This window comes from Rhizobacter sp. J219, from assembly GCF_024700055.1.
Taxonomy (GTDB): domain Bacteria; phylum Pseudomonadota; class Gammaproteobacteria; order Burkholderiales; family Burkholderiaceae_C; genus Rhizobacter.
In genome coordinates, this window is sequence record NZ_JAJOND010000001.1 from 670,693 (window position 1) to 687,528 (window position 16,836).

14 protein-coding genes and 1 pseudogene are annotated in these 16,836 nt (G+C 70.1%); 14 read left to right on the forward strand and 1 reads right to left on the reverse strand.

Translation table 11 applies throughout. The features are described 5' to 3' along the window. Positions 1–22 precede the first annotated feature (22 nt). From LRS03_RS03095 to LRS03_RS03155, 14 genes and pseudogenes are all read left to right on the forward strand, one after another. The gene (locus tag LRS03_RS03095; protein ID WP_257823816.1) at positions 23–2,212 is read left to right on the forward strand and encodes a putative porin; all 2,190 of its coding nucleotides are present in this window, start codon (positions 23–25) and stop codon (positions 2,210–2,212) included. 17 nt (positions 2,213–2,229) lie between these two features. Continuing rightward, positions 2,230–2,868 (forward strand): hypothetical protein, encoded by a 639-nt coding sequence (locus tag LRS03_RS03100; RefSeq protein WP_257823817.1) that lies wholly within the window; start codon positions 2,230–2,232, stop codon positions 2,866–2,868. An 11-nt stretch (positions 2,869–2,879) separates the two neighbouring features. Continuing rightward, positions 2,880–3,545 (forward strand): polysaccharide biosynthesis/export family protein, encoded by a 666-nt coding sequence (locus LRS03_RS03105; protein WP_257823818.1) that lies wholly within the window; start codon positions 2,880–2,882, stop codon positions 3,543–3,545. Positions 3,546–3,571: 26 nt separating this feature from the next. Continuing rightward, positions 3,572–4,753: a hypothetical protein gene (locus LRS03_RS03110; protein ID WP_257823819.1), complete on the forward strand. Its 1,182-nt coding sequence runs from the start codon at positions 3,572–3,574 to the stop codon at positions 4,751–4,753. Positions 4,754–4,772: 19 nt separating this feature from the next. Further along, positions 4,773–6,539: a GNVR domain-containing protein gene (locus LRS03_RS03115; RefSeq protein ID WP_257823820.1), complete on the forward strand. Its 1,767-nt coding sequence runs from the start codon at positions 4,773–4,775 to the stop codon at positions 6,537–6,539. Positions 6,540–6,566: 27 nt separating this feature from the next. After that, positions 6,567–7,439: a P-loop NTPase gene (locus LRS03_RS03120; protein ID WP_257823821.1), complete on the forward strand. Its 873-nt coding sequence runs from the start codon at positions 6,567–6,569 to the stop codon at positions 7,437–7,439. Further along, positions 7,436–8,092: pseudogene (locus tag LRS03_RS26720) on the forward strand (TIGR03790 family protein); the annotation flags it as partial. The gene LRS03_RS03120 and the pseudogene LRS03_RS26720, both read left to right, overlap by 4 nt. A 52-nt stretch (positions 8,093–8,144) precedes the next feature. Further along, positions 8,145–8,675 carry a TIGR03790 family protein gene (locus tag LRS03_RS03125; RefSeq protein WP_257823822.1) on the forward strand — a complete coding sequence of 177 codons (531 nt, stop codon included), beginning with the start codon at positions 8,145–8,147 and terminating at the stop codon, positions 8,673–8,675. Positions 8,676–8,799: 124 nt separating this feature from the next. Further along, complete coding sequence (locus LRS03_RS03130; protein WP_257823823.1) at positions 8,800–9,387, forward strand: FxDxF family PEP-CTERM protein; 588 nt, start codon at positions 8,800–8,802, stop codon at positions 9,385–9,387. A 1-nt stretch (position 9,388) separates the two neighbouring features. Next, complete coding sequence (locus LRS03_RS03135) at positions 9,389–9,583, forward strand: hypothetical protein (protein WP_257823824.1); 195 nt, start codon at positions 9,389–9,391, stop codon at positions 9,581–9,583. Between the two features lie 110 nt (positions 9,584–9,693). After that, positions 9,694–12,123, forward strand: coding sequence for a PhoX family protein (locus LRS03_RS03140; RefSeq protein WP_257823825.1), 2,430 nt, complete (start codon positions 9,694–9,696; stop codon positions 12,121–12,123). Positions 12,124–12,152: 29 nt separating this feature from the next. Then, positions 12,153–12,704, forward strand: coding sequence for a VPLPA-CTERM sorting domain-containing protein (locus LRS03_RS03145; protein WP_257823826.1), 552 nt, complete (start codon positions 12,153–12,155; stop codon positions 12,702–12,704). Positions 12,705–12,714: 10 nt separating this feature from the next. Further along, on the forward strand, positions 12,715–16,020 hold the full coding sequence (locus LRS03_RS03150) for an ExeM/NucH family extracellular endonuclease (RefSeq protein WP_257823827.1): 3,306 nt from the start codon (positions 12,715–12,717) through the stop codon (positions 16,018–16,020). A gap of 140 nt (positions 16,021–16,160) precedes the next feature. Next, positions 16,161–16,388: a hypothetical protein gene (locus LRS03_RS03155; protein ID WP_257823828.1), complete on the forward strand. Its 228-nt coding sequence runs from the start codon at positions 16,161–16,163 to the stop codon at positions 16,386–16,388. A 17-nt stretch (positions 16,389–16,405) separates the two neighbouring features. On the opposite strand, the gene LRS03_RS03160 is transcribed toward LRS03_RS03155, so the two are convergent. Continuing rightward, positions 16,406–16,813: a hypothetical protein gene (locus LRS03_RS03160; RefSeq protein WP_257823829.1), complete on the reverse strand. Its 408-nt coding sequence runs from the start codon at positions 16,811–16,813 to the stop codon at positions 16,406–16,408. Positions 16,814–16,836: the final 23 nt, after the last annotated feature.

Here is a 16,836-nt window from a genome sequence, read left to right on the forward strand (position 1 = left end):
CCGCGGCAGCGCCGGACCAACCATGCAAGATTTCGACGAACCGACCGGGAGCACCGGCTGGGTCAAGCGAACCCTGCTGGGCGTGGGCCTGCTTGGCCTCCTGGCCGTCTCGACCTGGGGGCTGATGAAGTTCCTGGAGCAGCCGGCGGCCAAGCCGCGCGGGGTGCAGCAGGTTGCCCTCATCAAGCCGCCGCCTCCGCCGCCCCCGCCCAAGCCGCCGGAAAAACCGCCCGAGCCGCCCAAGGTGAAGGAAGAGGTGAAGGTCGACACGCCGAAAGACGAGCCCAAGCCCGCCGACAAGCCGGCCGACGACAAGCCCGCCTCCGACAAGCCGCTCGGCGTGGACGCCGATGCCAGCGCCGGCAGCGACGGCTTCGGCCTGGCGGCAAGCCGCGGCGGCCGCGACCTGCTCACCACCGGCAGCGGCGGCGCGTACTACTCGGGCCTGCTGCAGCGCCACTTCTTCGAAGCCCTCACGCGCAACCGCAAGGTGCTGCGCGACGAGTTCCGCGTGGTCGTGAAGGTGTGGGTGGGTGACGACGGCCGGGTGCAGAAGGCCGACATCGTCAACGGCTCGGGCAACGCCCAGGTCGACGAGCTGATCCAGGTGACCCTGCTCGACATGAGCCCGCTGCGCGACGTGCCCCCGGAATCCGATGCGACCGATCCAACTGCGGTTGAGCAACCGCTCCTGACTGTGTCTCCAAACTTCATGCAAGCCTTCTTCCGTCCTGCCACCCTGCTGGTGCTCGCGCTGTGCGCGGGCCCTGCGTTCGCCGCCCCCGAAGCCGATGCCGAGCAGCTGCGCGCGGCCACCGTCAAGCTCATCAACACGCTGGTGGAGCAGGGCGTGCTCACGCGCGAGAAGGCCGATGCGCTGCTCGCCGAGGCGAACAAGCCGGGCCCGGTGCGCGTGCCCTACATGCCCGAGTACATGCGCAAGGAACTGAAGGACGAGGTGGAACTCGACCTCGCCGCGCGCGCGGCGCGTGAGGGCTGGGCCAAGCCCGGCTCGGTGCCGGCGTGGGTGCGTGCGCTGGAGTGGAGCGGCGACCTGCGCACGCGCTACCAGTTCGACGACTACGACTCGGCCAACGCGCCGGCGGGCTTCTTCACCCACGTCAACGAGACCAACCGCCTGCGGGTGAACACACCGCCGGCCACCACCACCGACGACCGCCGCCGCCTGCGCGTGCGTGGCCGGGCCGGCCTCACGGCCAAGGTCGACGAGCACTGGTCGGCCGGCCTGCGCCTGACCACCGGCAGCACCAGCGACCCGATCTCGTCGAACCAGACGATGGGCAACTACGGCAACCGCTTCACGGTGGCCTTCGACCGTGCCTACATCGGCGGCAAGCGTGGCAACGTCGATGCGGTGCTCGGCCGCTTCGGCAACCCGTGGTTCAGCACCGACCTCGTGTGGGCCAACGACCTCGGCTTCGACGGCGTGGCGCTGCGCTGGACGCCGGAGTTCAGCCCCACCTGGCGCGGTTTCGCGACGCTCGGCGCGATGCCGATTCAGGAGATCGAGCTGTCGCGCGAGGACAAGTGGCTGTATGGCCTCCAGCTCGGCATCGCCAAGGCCGGTACCGTCGATGCGATGGGCGCGCGCATCGGCCTCGCCTACTACCACTACGACAACATCGTCGGCGAGCTGAGCACGCCGGGTACCAACGACCGCGAGTACACCGCGGTGCAGTTCGCGCAGAAGGGCAACAGCTACTACAACATCTCCACCGACCCGGCGCGCCCGGTGCTGCTGGGCCTGGCGTCGGAGTACCGCCTTGTCAACCTCACCGCGCAGGCCGACTTCCCGGTGGCCGGTGGGAAGCGCCTCGTCTTCACCGGCGACTACGTGCGCAACATCGGCTTCGACCGTGCGCGGGTCAGCGAGCGTGCGGGGCGCGACGTGGCGCCCGAGACCACCGGCTACCAGGTGCGCGCCGCCTTCGGCACGCCCGAGATGAAAAAGACGCACGACTGGCAGACCTTCATCGCCTACAAGCGACTGGAGCGCGATGCGGTGGTCGATGCCTACACCGACGGCGACTTCCGCCTCGGCGGCACCGATGCCAAGGGCTACATCCTGGGCGCGAGCTACGGCGTCGGCAAGAACGCCGCGGCATCGCTGCGCTACTTCAGCGGCGATGCGATCTCGGGCGCGCCCTTGTCGATCGACGTGATCCAGCTCGAACTCAACGTTCACTTCTGATGACGCGAGGTGACCCGATGTTGCAACGCCTGGCCCTGTCGACGCTGATCCTCCTGGCCGCCGTCCCGGCCTTCGCCCAGTCGAGCGACGAGGCCCGCAAGGCCGCGCGCCGTGCCCAGCTGCAGGTGCAGCAGGCGCAGCAGGAGGCCCAGGCCGCGCAGGCAGCCAAGAGCAAGCTCGAGACCGACAAGGCCGAGCTCGACAAGAAGCTCGCCACGCAGAGCCAGCAGCTCGGGCAGCTCAAGGGCACCCTGCCCAAGCTGCAGGAAAAACTCAAAGGCGTGGAGAGCGAGCGCGACGAGCTGGCCACGAAAGTCGCCGCACTGGAGAAGGAGCTCGCCGATCGCAAGCTCGCCGCTGAAGCCGCCGCCGCGGCCGGCGAGCGCACGCTCAAGCAGCGCGACGAGGCGCAGGCCCGGCTCAAGCGCGAGCACGAGGCGCAGGTGGCACTCGTCGGCGAGTGCAGCGCGAAGAACGACCGCCTGCTGCGCCTGAGCGCCGAGCTGCTCGACAAGTACCGCAGCAAGGGCGTGGGCGACGTGCTCAAGCAGCGCGACCCGGTGCTCGGCCTCGGCGACGTGCAGATGTTCAACCTCGTGCAGGAGTACCGCGACAAGGCCGAGGCCGAGCGTTTCGCTCCCACGGTGAGCCGCTGAAGGGCCGCGCGATGTCGATCCAAGTCCACTCGCGCGTGATGCAGCTCGGCGCCGCGCTGGCCCTGCTGATGCTCTCGGCTTGCGCCGGCCTGAAACTCCCCGGCGAGCCGCTGGTGGTGACCGCCGAAGGCGAGGTCACGCCGGTGTCGGCACGGCCGGCCAGCGCCGCGGCGCCCGCCGCCGAGCCGGGCGACCCGGCCTACGTGATCGGCCCGGAAGACGCGCTCGAGATCTCGGTCTGGCGCGATGAGACGCTCAAGGCCGCGACCCTCGTGCGCCCCGACGGCGGCATCTCGTTTCCGCTCGCGGGCGACTTCATCGTGGCCGGCAAGACCGCCGCGCAGGTGCGCGACGAGCTGGTCAAGCGGCTGTCCAAGTACATCCCCGAGCCGGTCGTCACCGTCTCGGTGGCACGTGTGTCGAGCTACCGCATCTACGTGCTGGGCCGCGTCAACAAGCCCGGCGACTTCCAGGTCGGCCGCAACATCGACGTGCTGCAGGCGCTCAGCATCGCCGGCGGCATGACGCCGTTTGCCTCGGAAGACGGCATCCAGATCATCCGCAAGGTGGACGGCAAGCCGGTGTCCATCCCGTTCGACTATTCGCGCATCCGCAAGGGCGGCGACCTCTCGCAGAACATCACGCTGAAAAGCGGAGACGTGCTGCTGGTGCCGTGAACCCACGATGCAAGGCCGGGTTGCTCGTGTTGCTCCTGGCCCCGCTGGCGGCGCGAAGCGAGCAATGGACCCTGGACCACACCGTCGCCACGCGCTATGAGGTCAACGACAACGCGGCGCTCGCGCCCACGTCACCCGGCACCATGAATTCGCTCTCGCTTTCGTCCAACCTGCAGGCTGCGCGCCGTTCGGAGAACGCGGCCACCAGCGTGCGCGCCCTGATGGCCGCGGTGGAAGAGCGTGGCCGCGGGGCCAATGACCGCGTCGACGGGCAATGGAGGGTCTCGCAGACCTTCGACGACCCGCTGCATTCGCTCAGTCTCTCGGCCGGTTACCTGCAGGACCTCAACAACAACATCGACACCGGCGACGTGCTGGTGGGCCGTGCGCGCCGCCGCACGATGCAGGCCGACGCGAGCCTGTCGCGGCAGCTGTCGCCGCGCTGGTCGGCGAGCGTGCAGGGGGCGTTCGATCGCACCCGCTACGGTGCCGACGGAGCCAGCGATTTCCGCAACGGCAGCGGCGGCGGCGGCCTGTCGTACCGCCTCACCGAGCGGCAGACCACGAGCCTCCACCTTAGCCAGGCACGCTACCGCACCGAGGACGGCCGCTACCGCTCGACCACCGACCAGTTCAGCCTCGGCTGGTCGCAGCAGCTGTCGGAGCGCAGCAGCATGTCGCTGAGCGTGGGAGGCTACCGCAGCCGCAGCGGGGGGCAACGCACGGTGCTGGTGTGCCCGCTCGATCCGTCGTTCTGCCCCACCTTCATTCCCTACCAGCGAGTGACCGAACCCGCCAACGAGACGCGCCGCGGCCTGCAGTTCAACTTCAGCAGCCGCTGGCAACTGGGTGAAGCCATCGAGGCAAGCCTGCGCGCCGCACGCGAGCAGTCGCCGAGCGGCGCCGGCGTGCTCGCGCGGCGCGACACGCTCGGTGCCACGCTCAACCAGAGCTTCACCCCGCGCGCCAGCGGCTCGTTCGGCTATGCGCGCTCGCGTGCGCTGTACGGCAGCTTCGGCGGCGATGTGTCGCGCACCGAAGAGAGCCTGTCGCTCTCGTTCACCCACCGCCTGGCCGAAGACCTGAGCCTGCAGGCCGGCGCGACCCACCGCCGCGCCCGCAGCTCGCTCTTCGGTGGCAGCGCCAGCGCCAATGCCGTCAACCTGTCGCTCAGCGTCGACTGGCCGCGGCTGGATGCCGCGCGCTGACCCCACAAGGCCCACGCCCATGTCTGCACTCGCCCAAGACCTCCATACCTACGCCGACCCCGCAGCGGTGCCCTCGCGCACGCTGCGCGACCACCTCAACATGCTGCGCCGCCGACGCACGCTGGCGCTGGCGGTGTCGGGCGTGCTGCTGGTGATCGCGGTGGCGGTGGCGGTGCTGCTGCCGCCGGTCTACCGCTCCACCGCGACCATCCTCATCAAGGAGCAGGAGATCCCGCAGGAGTTCGTGCGCTCCACCGTGACGAGCTTCGCCGACGAGCGCATCCAGGTCATCAGCCAGCAGGTGATGACACGCGCCACGCTGCTGGAGCTGGTCGACCGCCACGGCCTCTACGGCAACGCCCGCCAGCGCGAGACGAGCGAGGAGATCCTCGACCGCATGCGCCGCGACATCAAGCTCACGCCGATCAGCGCCGAGGTGACCGACCGGCGCACCGGCTCGCCGGTGAAGTCGACCATCGCCTTCACGCTGTCTTACGACAGCGAGAGCGCCTCGGCCGCGCAGAAGATCGCCAACGAGCTGACCACGCTTTACCTGAACGAGAACGTCAAGAACCGCCAGCAGAAGGCGGCCGAGACGACCTCGTTCCTCGACGAGGAGCTGGCCCGCGTGACGCGCCACATCGCCGAGCTGGAGCAGAAGCTCGCGTCCTTCAAGGAGCGCAACCAGGGCAAGCTGCCCGAGCTGAACCTGTCCAACCAGATGGGCAGCGAGCGTGCGGCGGCCGAGATCCAGCGCCTGGAGCGCGAGATCGTCTTCCTCAACGAACGCACCGCCACGCTGCAGACGCAGCTCGCCGACACCAAGCCGCACCTGCCGGTGATGGGCGCGGCCGGCGCGGTGCTCGACCCCGAGGACCGGCTGAAGGCGCTGCAGATGCAGTTGAGCGCCGCCATCGGCACCTTCAGCAACGACCACCCCGATGTGAAGCGCCTGCGCCGTGAGATCGCGGTGCTGCAGGCCGAGACGGGCGAGCCGGGTGACATCGACCGCGTGGCGCGCCGGCAGGAGCTGGAGGCGCAGCTCTCGGTGCTGCGGCAGAAATACTCCGACGACCACCCGGACGTGGCCCGCGTGAGGCGCCAGCTCGCCGCGGCCGACGAGGCGCCGGCACCGGCCAGCGTGCGCACGCCGCGCAAGCCCGACAACCCGGTCTACCTCAACCTCAAGTCGCAGATCGACACCAACACCGCGCAACTCATCTCGCTGCGCAAGGAACGCGACGAACTGCGCGGCAAGCTCGCGCTCTTCGACATGCGGGTGAGCGCCTCGCCCGAGGTCGAGCGTGAGTACCTGGAGATCGCCCGCGACATGGACAGCTCGCGCATGCGCTTTCGCGAGCTGCGCGACAAGCAGATGCAGGCGCAGGTGGCTGAGCAGCTGGAGCGCGAGCGCAAGGCCGAGCGTTTCACACTCATCGAGCCGCCGATCTACCCGGAAAAGCCGGTGCGGCCCAACCGCCTCTTGATCGTGGTGATGGGCGTGCTGCTGGCGCTGGTGGCCGGGGTGGGCGCGGCGTTGCTGCGCGAGTCGGTCGACCGCGCGGTGCACGGGCCGCGCGACGTGATGCGCGTGCTGCAGGTGCCGGTGCTGGCGGTGCTGCCGGCGCTTGCGCACCCCGCGGCGCTGCGCCGCCGTGCGCGGCTGCGCGTCGTCTGGGTGGTGGGCGGCCTCGCGGTGCTGCTCGGGGGCGCCACGCTTTTTCATTTTTTCTACATGCCGATCGACGTGGCCTGGTACGCGCTCCTGCGGCGCGTGGCCAACTGATCGGCTGCCGATGGCCGGGGTGATGCGATGAAGCTCTTCAACGACGACGACGCTCGCATGGGAGGGGGAGGCGAGCCCACGCCGCCCGCGGGGGCCGCGCGGGTGCACGTGGTGCGCCCGTCGCAGGCCGAAAACGAAGATCACGCCAGGGTGCAGCCGCTGCAGATCGAGTACTCGAGCACGCGGGTCGTGGCGGAGGCGCTGGCGCGGCTGCGGCGCACGCACGGCATCGTGTCGCATGACCGCTCGCCGCTGAGCGAGTCGTTCCGCATGCTGCGCAACCAGGTGCTGCAGCGCATGCGCGCCGACGGCCACACGCTGCTGGCGGTGACGAGCCCGCGCCCGATCGAAGGCAAGTCGATGACGGCGGTGAATCTCGCGCTCACGATGGCGGCCGACTACGACTCGGCGGTGCTGCTGGTCGATGCCGACCTGTCGGGCCGTGGCCTGCAATCGCTCTTCGGCCTGGCGGGCGCGCCGGGGCTGAGCGACCACCTGGCCGATGGCCGGCCGCTGCACGAGCTGCTGGTCAACCCCGGCGTGCCGCGCCTGGTGCTGCTGCCCGCGGGCCGCGAGCCGGTGCTCAATTCGTCGGAGCTGCTGGCCACGCGGGCGGCGCAGCAGTCCATCCAGGAGATGAAGCAGCGCTACCGCGACCGCTATGTCATCGTCGACCTGCCGCCGCTGCTCGACACCGCCGATGCACTCGCCTTCCTGCCGCAGGCCGACACGACCCTGCTGGTGGTCGAAGAGCACAGCACCGCGGTGCAGGACGTGGAGGCCGCCGGCGAGCTGCTGGCGCCGTTCCCGCTGATCGGCACGGTGATGAGCCAGGCGCGCGAGCCCGAGCCCGGCACGCGGCAGCCGTGGTACCGCCGCTGGGGCCGCAGCCGCGCATGAGGGCGCTGCGCCGGGCCGGCGTGGCCGGCGCGCTGTGGGCGGTGGCCACCGCGGCGGCAGCCACCGAGCTGCCGAAGCTGCTGCTGCCCGAAGTGGGCCTGCGGCCTGCCGAGATCGGCGTGGTCGTCAACGAGGCCGACCCCGCAAGCGTGCGTCTGGGCGAGTTCTATCGCGAGCGTCGCGGCCTCGCGCCGGAGCAGGTGATCCGCGTGAGCTTCACGCCAGGGCAACCGGTGATGAGCCTGGGCGACTTCCATCGCGTGCAGCAGCAGCTGGCCGAGGCGGCACCGGCGCACCCGGTGCAGGCGTATGCACTCGCGTGGACACAGCCCTACCGCGTCGACTGCATGTCGGTCACAAGCGCCTTCGCCTTCGGCTTCGACCCCGCGCATTGCGCCTCGGGGTGCCGCCTGACCAAACGCTCGCCGTACTACAACAGCCCGAGCAGCCAGCCCTTCACCGACCACGCGCTGCGCCCTGCGATGCTGCTCGCCGGGCGCGACGAAGACGAGGCGCGGGCCCTCATCGAGCGGGGGCTGCGCGCCGAAGCGGCCTGGCCGCGCGGCAGCGCCTACCTCGTGAGCACCCGCGATGCCAATCGCAACGTGCGTGCGCAGACCTACGGCACCGCCCAGCGCGCGCTGGGCGCCGGCTACCCGGTGAAGCTCGTGCGCGCCGACGAGTCTCGAAGACCGGCCCGACGTGATGTTCGCCTTCACCGGCTCGCAGTTCGTGCGCCGGATGCGCGCCAACCGCTTTCTCGACGGCGCGGTGGCCGACCACCTCACCTCGCTCGGCGGCATGCTGACCGACAGCCCGCAGACCTCGGCGCTCGACTGGTTGTCGGCCGGAGCCACCGGCAGCTACGGCACAGTGGTGGAGCCGTGCAACTTCCGCGAGAAGTTTCCCGACATCCCGGTGCTGATGGGCCGCTACCTGGGCGGCGAGACGCTGGTCGAGGCCTACTGGAAAAGCGTGCTGATGCCGGGGCAGGGCGTCTTCATCGGCGACCCGCTCGCGCGGCCCTTCGGCGGCGTGCGGGTGGTGCGGCGCGGCGGCCAGCTGCTGGCGACCACGCACACGCTGCGGCCGGGCCGCTACCTGTTGCAGTCGGCCACGACGAGCATCGGGCCGTTCCGCTCGCTCGCGCGGATCACGGTGCCGGGCTATGGCGGCTACGCCCTGAGGCTGCCGGCCGACGGCACGCCGTACTACCGCCTGCTGCCGCTGCGCTGATCCGGCTGTGCCAGGGGCTCGTCGGCACGGGCCGGCTCGATCGGACCATCCACCGCCGGAAGCTGGAAAGGCACGTTGTCACCGCGGGTCCGCACGATAGAGCGCATCACCTCGGAGGGATCTCATGACGCAATCAGCACTCAAGGCCGTGGCGCTTGCCGCGTTCCTGTGCGCGGCCGGCTCCGCGCACGCCGACTACACCGGCAGCCTCGGTTCCATCACCGCCCCGGCAGCGGTGGCCTTCGCCAACGACACCGGCACCCACCTGTCGCTCAGCAGCCTGTCGCTGCCCAGCCCCTACAACTTCATCGACCGCTGGACCTTCGCGTTGTCGGGCAGCGCCAGCGTGACGAGCCTGGTGGCGGCGTTCATGTTCGACGACGGGGCCGGTGGCTTGCCCACCTTCGGCATCAGCAGCCTGCAGGTCAACCTGCTCAACGCTGCCGGCGTGGTGGTGACGGGCTGGCGCACGGTCAACACCAGCACGCCCTTCACCCAGAGCATCGTGATCACGCCGACCGTCGGCCTGGTGGCCGGCGACTACACGCTGCAGGTGCGCGGCCACCTCGAAGGCACGCCGGCGGCCTACGCCGGCAGCCTGATCGCAGCTGGTGCGCCGGCCGCCGTGCCGGTGCCGGCTACGCTGCCGCTGCTGGCGGTTGGCCTGAGCCTGCTTGGCCTGACCGCCCATCGCCGCCGCAAGCGCGACTGACATGACGAGCGTGCAGGAGTTCGCCCACATCGCCCGCCAGCTCGAGTGGCTGGAGGGCCACCTGCGGGCCCAGGCGGTGCTGCCCGAAGCCCGCATGGCCGAGGCGCTGGGCGCGCTCGCGTGTGCACGCGCGGTGGTGGTCGAACTCGCACAGATCGGCAACACCGAACCCGTACCGCTGGAGGCCGGCGACTAGGGCGCCGCCGGCCCGCCCTCCATACCGCGTCGATCCATCGCGGGCCCTGCGCCCGTGGTGATGGATCGCTGCGCCTTGTCATCCCCAGGAACCACCCCAGAGACGAACCTATGCAAGACCTGAATCGCCGCAACTTCCTGAGCTTCGTCGGTGGCACCGGCGTGGCCGTGAGCACCGTCAGCCTCGGCGGCCTGATGTCGGCCGAGGCCGTGCACGCCGCGCCCGTGCCGGTGAGCTTCACCCCGGTGCGTGTGCCGTTCCCGCTGCCGATCTTCACCACCAACACCAACTTCCTGCCCACGGGCGTGAACGGCGCCGGCACGCTCCTCGCCCCCACCGAGACCGGCGGCCCGGCCGCCGAACTACCGAGCTACACCGTGATCGACGACGTGGTGGTGCCGCCCGAGTACGAGCGCTACGTCATCAGCGCCTGGGGCGACCGCCCCTTCGCCGATGCGAACCAGTACGTCGGCTTCAATGCCGACTACACCGGCTACGTGCCGCTGTCGGGCACCAACGAAGGCCTCTTGTGGACGAACCACGAGTACGTCTCGTACCCCTTCAGCGAGATCTGCCCCGAATCGGCCATCACCACGCCGGCCGGCAACAACGTCTTCGAGCGTGTGATCGGCTTCCCGATCCCGACCACCAAGACACGCGAGTACATGGGCGAGTGCCTCTACAACGTGGGCGGCTCGCTGCTGCGCATCCGCCGCGTCGCGCGTGGCGGCCGCTTCGGCGTGGTCAACGGGCATGCCGACAACCGCCGCCTGCACGGTCTGTCGGGCCTGGCCATCAACGCGATGCGCACCGATGCCTACTACACCGGCGCCCGCGGCACCGTGGCCTACTCCGAAGTGACCGCCTGGGGCCCGCGCGCCCACCAGGCCGGCGACAGCCACTACCTCGAAGGCACCGGCCCGGCCGCGACCGAGGTGTTCCCGCTCAGCAGCGACACGCTCGGCAACCGCATCATCGGCACGCTGGGCAACTGCTCCGGCGGCACCACGCCCTGGGGCACCATCCTCTCCTGCGAAGAGAACTTCCAGGCCGACGCCAGCGCGTTCTACCTCGGTGTCACCGAAGGCGTGCGCGCCAACGGCACGCAGACCGGCTACATCGCCAGCGGCACCCAGACTGACACCGGCAACCGCACCGCGGGTGCCGAGTTCGGCCTGGTCGGCGAGAAGTACGGCTGGGTGGTCGAGATCGACGTGAAGAACCCGGCCGTGCGCGCCAAAAAGCACAGCTGGCTCGGCCGCTTCCGCCATGAAAACGTAGCCCTCAAGGTGCAGGCCGGCCAGCGCCTCGCCGCCTACATGGGCGACGACCGCCGCGGGGGCCATGTGTGGAAGTTCGTGAGCAGCGGCGTGGTGGGCAACGTCACCTCGCCGGCCAACAGTGCGCTCTTCGAGAGCGGCACGCTCTACGTCGCGCGTTTCAATGCCGACGGCACCGGCACGTGGATTCCGCTCCTGCTTTCCACGCCGACCAACCCCAATGTGCCGAGCGCCATCTCATCGGTGCAGTTCGCCAGCGAAGGCGTGCGCGACCGCAACGGCCTGGTGAACCTGCCGCGCCGCGTGGGCGTCGCCGGCCAGACGGTCGAAGGCGGCTTCTTCGCCTGCACCACGCTCAACGAAGCCACCGCGCTGCCCGACTACATCGGCCGCACCCTCGCCGACTTCTACACCAGCCAGGGCGCCGTCCTGTGCGACGCCTTCGCCGCCGCCAACCTGGTGGGCGGCACGCCGGCCGCGCGACCGGAAGACGTGGAGGTGCACCCGAAGACCGGCGAGATCTTCATCGCCTTCACCGACGGCGCCGCCGGCAGCGACGGTTATGCCGATTCGCGCATCTTCACCGTCAGCAAGTACAGCACCGCCATCAACACCGAGCAGCAGAGCGGCGGCCTCTACAAGATCGTCGAAGCCGGCAACGACCCGGCCGCGACGAGCTTCACCTGGTCGCGCTTCCTGCAGGGCGGCGAGGCCGGTGCGGCCCACGGCGCGGGCTTTGCCAACCTCGACAACCTGGCCTTCGACGCGAAGGCCAACGTGTGGGGCGTGATGGACATGTCGACCAACCTGCACAACGGCATTGGCCTGGGCACCAGCGCCACGCCGACCACCATCAACCACGCGCTGAGCGGCTCGGGCAACGCGGCCAACCTGGTGGGCGTGTACGGCAACAACTGGATGTTCTGCATCCCCACCGAAGGGCCCGATGCCGGCAAGCAGCTGCCGTTTGCCATCGGCCCCATGCGCGCCGAGCTGACCGGCCCCACCTTCATCGGCGACCACCTCATCCTCGCCGTGCAGCACCCGGGTGAGAACGCGCCGATCGACGCGCAGAACACCGGCCCGCGCACCCGCACGATCGAGATGCTCACGCTCGACGGCACGGGCGTCTTCAACCAGACGCGCACGGTGCCCCTGGGCTGCCAGTGGCCGAGCAACACCGCCGCCGGCAACACCTCGGGCATTCCGAAGTCGGCGGTGATCGGCATCCGCCGCAGGAACGGCGGCAGCTTCATCTGACCCTCGACACACCCTTCAGGAGAACATCCATGCACAAGCAACTCGCAGCGCTCGGGCTGCTGCTCGGTCTGGCGGGTGGCGCGCAGGCGGCCATCGTGACCGTCAGCACGCAGTACCTCGTCGACTTCTCGACCACGGCCGTGGCCGACGCCACCGGCCTGCCCGCCGGTTCGAGCGTGACGCTCAGCGCCATCTTCGACGACGCCAACCTCATCGGCAACGAAGTCACCCTCGTGCCCGGCTCACCGACCGACAGCTTCACGCTGAACTTCGGCACCTACACCTTCACCGCGGCCAGCGACAACTGGGGCGGCCCGGTGCTGCAGACGCAGGCCACGCCCTCGGGCCTGAGCTTCTCGGGCCTGCTCTTCGAGACGCTCTTCAACATCGGCGCCGGTGCGGCCACCGGCGAGTACCTGCTGAGCTTCAGTGGCACGAGCTTCCAGCTCACGCCATCGGGCAACACCCTCGACTTCGTGGCCACCGGCGCGGTGTCGGCCGTGCCGCTTCCGGGTGCGCTGCCGCTGCTGCTCGCCGGCCTGGGCGGCCTGGGCGTGGTCGCCCGACGCAAGACGCAATAAGGGATTCGACATGAAGAAGTGCTGGTGGGCCGCCCTCGCGGTGGTGGGCATGGCGGCAAGCGCACCCGCGCTGGCCTCGACCTCGGGCGTGGTGATCAGCCAGGTGTATGGCGGTGGCGGCAATGCCGGCGCGCCGTACACGAACGACTTCGTCGAGTTGTACAACGCGAGCGCTGCGCCGGTATCGATCAACAACTGGTCGATCCAGTACACCTCGGCCACCGGCACCAGCTGGGGCAGCCAGAAGGTCAACCTCACCGGCTCCATCGGCGCCGGCCAGTACGTGCTGATCCAGCTCGGCAGCGGCGGCGCCAATGGCGTGGCCCTGCCGGCGGCCAACTTCAGCGGTGGCTTCAACATGAGCGCCAGCGCCGGCAAGGTGGCGCTGGTGAGCAGCACCACCTCGCTCACCGCGGCCACCTGCCCGACCGATGCGACGCTCGTCGATGTGGTCGGCTACGGCGGGACCGCCAACTGCTCCGAGACGAGCGCTGCGCCCGCACCGTCGGCCACCACCGCGCTGATTCGCAACGCCAGTGGTTGCACCGACACCGACAACAACAGCACCGACTTCGCCGTCGCCGCCCCCACGCCGCGCAACATGGCCTCGCCCACGGGCAGCTGCGGGGTGGTCGCGCAGCCGGTCGTGCCGTCGTGCCCGGCGGCGCTCAACGTGGCGACCGGCGCGGTGCTCGACTTCCTGCTCTCGGCCACCGATGCCGACAGCATCGTCAACGCCGCTTCGTTCGTGAGCGGCCATGTGGCCGGCATGAGCCTCACCTCGTTCACGCCCGCCGCCGCCGATGCCGGCACTGCCAGCGTGCGCCTCGCGCTCGATGGCTCGGTGGCCGCCGGCAGCTACCCGGTGGTGGTGGACTTCGCCAACAACGAAAGCCAGAGCGCAAGCTGCACCGTCACGCTCAACATCGCCGCCGTCTCGCCCACGTTCACGCCGATCTACACGATCCAGGGCAGCGGCGTTACCAGCACGATGACCGGCGCCGGCCGCACCACGCGCGGCGTGGTCACCAAGGTCAACAACAACGGCTACTACCTGCAGGACGCCACCGGCGACGGCAACCCCGCCACCTCCGACGGCATCTTTGTCTTCACCAGCACGGCGCCCTACGTGCAGCCGGGCCACCTGCTGCAGATCACCGGCACGGTGACGGAGTTCAACACCGGCGCGGCCGGCAACGCGCTCACCGCGGCCAACCCGGTGACCGAGTTCACCAACCTCACCAACACCACCTACGTCGGCACGGGCAGCATCACACCCACCGTCATCGCCTTCCCCATCGCGGCGCAGGGCGACCTGGAGCGCGTCGAGGGCATGCTGGTGCAGATCGACACGCCGCTCACCGCCTCGCAGAACTACTTCCAGGGCCGCTATGGCCAGGTCACGCTGTCGGCCAACGGCCGGCTGGTAAAGCCGACCAACGTGCACCGGCCGGGCACGCCGCTCGCGTTGAGCCTGGCGGACCTGAACGCCCGCAGCAGCCTCATGCTCGACGACGGCACGAGCCAGCAGAACCCCAACCCCACGCCCTACATCGGCGCCGACAACACCTTGCGGGCCGGCGACACCCTCTCCGGCATCACCGGCGTGATCGACTACGGCCTCGCGACCAACCTCACCGATGGTCTGGCGATGTACCGCATCCACCCGACGGTGGTGCCGGCCTTCACCCGCGCCAATGCCCGCACGGCCACACCGCCGCCGACGGGCGGCACGCTGAAGGTGGCGAGCTTCAACGTGCTCAACTACTTCACCACCTTCACCGACGGCACCAACGCCGCTGGCCAGACCGGCCAGGGGTGCACGCAGGGCAGCGACACGCCGTCGGCCTCGCTGTGCCGGGGTGCGAGCAGCAACGCGGAGTTCCTGCGCCAGCGGGCCAAGATCGTGCAGGCGATGGCGGCCATCGACGCCGACGTGGTCGGCCTGATGGAGATCCAGAACAACGGCAACACCGCAGCCCAGAACCTCGTGGATGCGCTCAACGCCCAGATGGGCGCCGGCACCTATGCCGTGGTGCCCGTGCCGCCCACCACCGGGACGGACGCGATCCGCGTGGCGATGATCTACAAGCCGGCCACCCTCGCGCTCTCAGGCTCGCCGATGAGCGACGCTGCCGCGATCCACAACCGGCCTCCGTTTGCGCACAGCTTCTCGGCCGGGGGGCAGAAGTTCAGCGTGGTGGTGAACCACTTCAAGTCCAAGGGCAGCTGCCCTGCGAGCGGCGTCGATGCCGACCAGGGCGACGGCCAGGGCTGCTGGAACAGCACGCGCCGCCAGCAGGCCGCGGCGCTGCTGAGCTTCATCGGCAGCGTGCAGGCAGCCGCCGCCGACAACGACGTGATGGTGATCGGCGACCTCAACGCCTATGCCGCAGAAGACCCGGTGAACGACCTCCTGACCGCCGGCCTCGTCAACCAGGTGCCCGGCGGCTACTCATACGTGTTCGACGGCGAGGCCGGCTCGCTCGACCACGCGCTCGCCACGCCCAGCCTGTCGGCGCAGGTCACGGGCGCGGTGCACTGGCACATCAACGCCGACGAACCGTCGATCATCGACTACAACCTCGAGTTCAAGCAGCCTGCGTGCGCGACCTGCGGGCCCGACTACTACAGCGCCACACCCTACCGCGCGTCGGACCACGACCCGGTGATCGTCGGCCTGTCGCTCACGAGCGGCGCGGCGCAGTCCATCAGCTTCGGCACGCTGCCCGATCGCACGATCGGCTCGGGCAGCTTCAGCGTGAGCGCCGCGGCCAGCTCCGGCCTCACGGTGAGCTTCAGCGCGGTGACGCCCGCCACCTGCGGGGTGACGGCCGGCGGCACGGTGAGCCTGCTCGCGGTGGGCACCTGCACCGTGCGCGCCGAGCAGCCCGGCAACGGCACCTACGCCGCCGCGCCGAGCGTCGACCGCTCGTTCGCCATCACGGCCACCGGCGCGGCGCAGAGCATCAGCTTCCCGCCGCTGCCCGACGTGCCGGTGAGCGGCGGGCCGCTCACGCTCACGGGCACGGCCAGCTCGGGTCTCGCGGTGAGCTACAGCAGCCTCACGCCGCTCGTGTGCACGGTGAGCGGCAGCACGCTCACGCTGGTGGCGACCGGCACCTGCACGGTGGCGGCCGACCAGGGCGGCAACTTCACCTTTGCCGCGGCGGCGCAGGTGAGCCAGTCTTTCACGGTGACCGCAGCGGGCGGAGGCGGCGATGGCGAGGTGCCCACGTTGCCCGAGTGGGCGGCCATCCTGATGGCCACGCTGCTCTTCGGCGTGGCCGCCAAGCGCCAGGGCGGCCGTCGCTAGCGGATGGGGCGCATGGCGCCGGGCCGCAGGCATACTCCATGCAGCTCAACCCGGGCCAGCCGGCCCGGGCCGGTGGGCGTGCCCCGCGATGGCGCAGCGTGTCGTCGCGATGTCCTGAACCAGTGCATGAGGTGCCCGTCATGAATTCCGCGCAGCCCACGACCACGGTCTACAGCTTCAAGTTCTACGCGCCGGGTGACGACGGCCCGGAGCTGTCGACCTTCAAGGCCACACGCCGGGCGATCGCCTACACCTTCCTCGGTCAGGTCATCGAGGGCACGGCGGAAGAGGTGGAGGTGTCGGCGCTGGACGACCGTGGCGTCTACCGGCGCGTGCCCACCGGGTGGGGAGTGCTCGGCGAGCACTGAGCACGCCAGCGGGCGGCTCAACGCTCCTTGCGCGGGCGCCCGGTCTTCAGCTTGGTGAGCCCGTCGAGGGCGGCGCTCAAGGCCTTGTCGTCGAGGCGGGTGAGGGCGTGCAGGCCGGCGCGCAGCAGCTCGCTCTTCTTGGCGGCATGCCCGACCCCGAGGGCGCGTTTCTTCAGCGCGGCAATTAGATCGAAGTCCGGCTGCGGCATGGTGAAGCTGTCGCGGACCAGCTTCTGTTTCTTGCCGGCGGGCTTGGCCTCCGCAGCAGCGACCTTCGCCGCCGCGGGCTTGACGGCACTGGCCTTGCTGGCTAACTGGCGTGCAGGTGCTTTGGCCGCAGGGGTCTTGCGGGCCGGCGCCTTGCGGGCGGGGGTGGCTGTGGTCTTGCGCGCCGGGCTGCGGGTCTTTGACGATGCCGTGGACATGGACTCTCCTTGTAAATGGTATA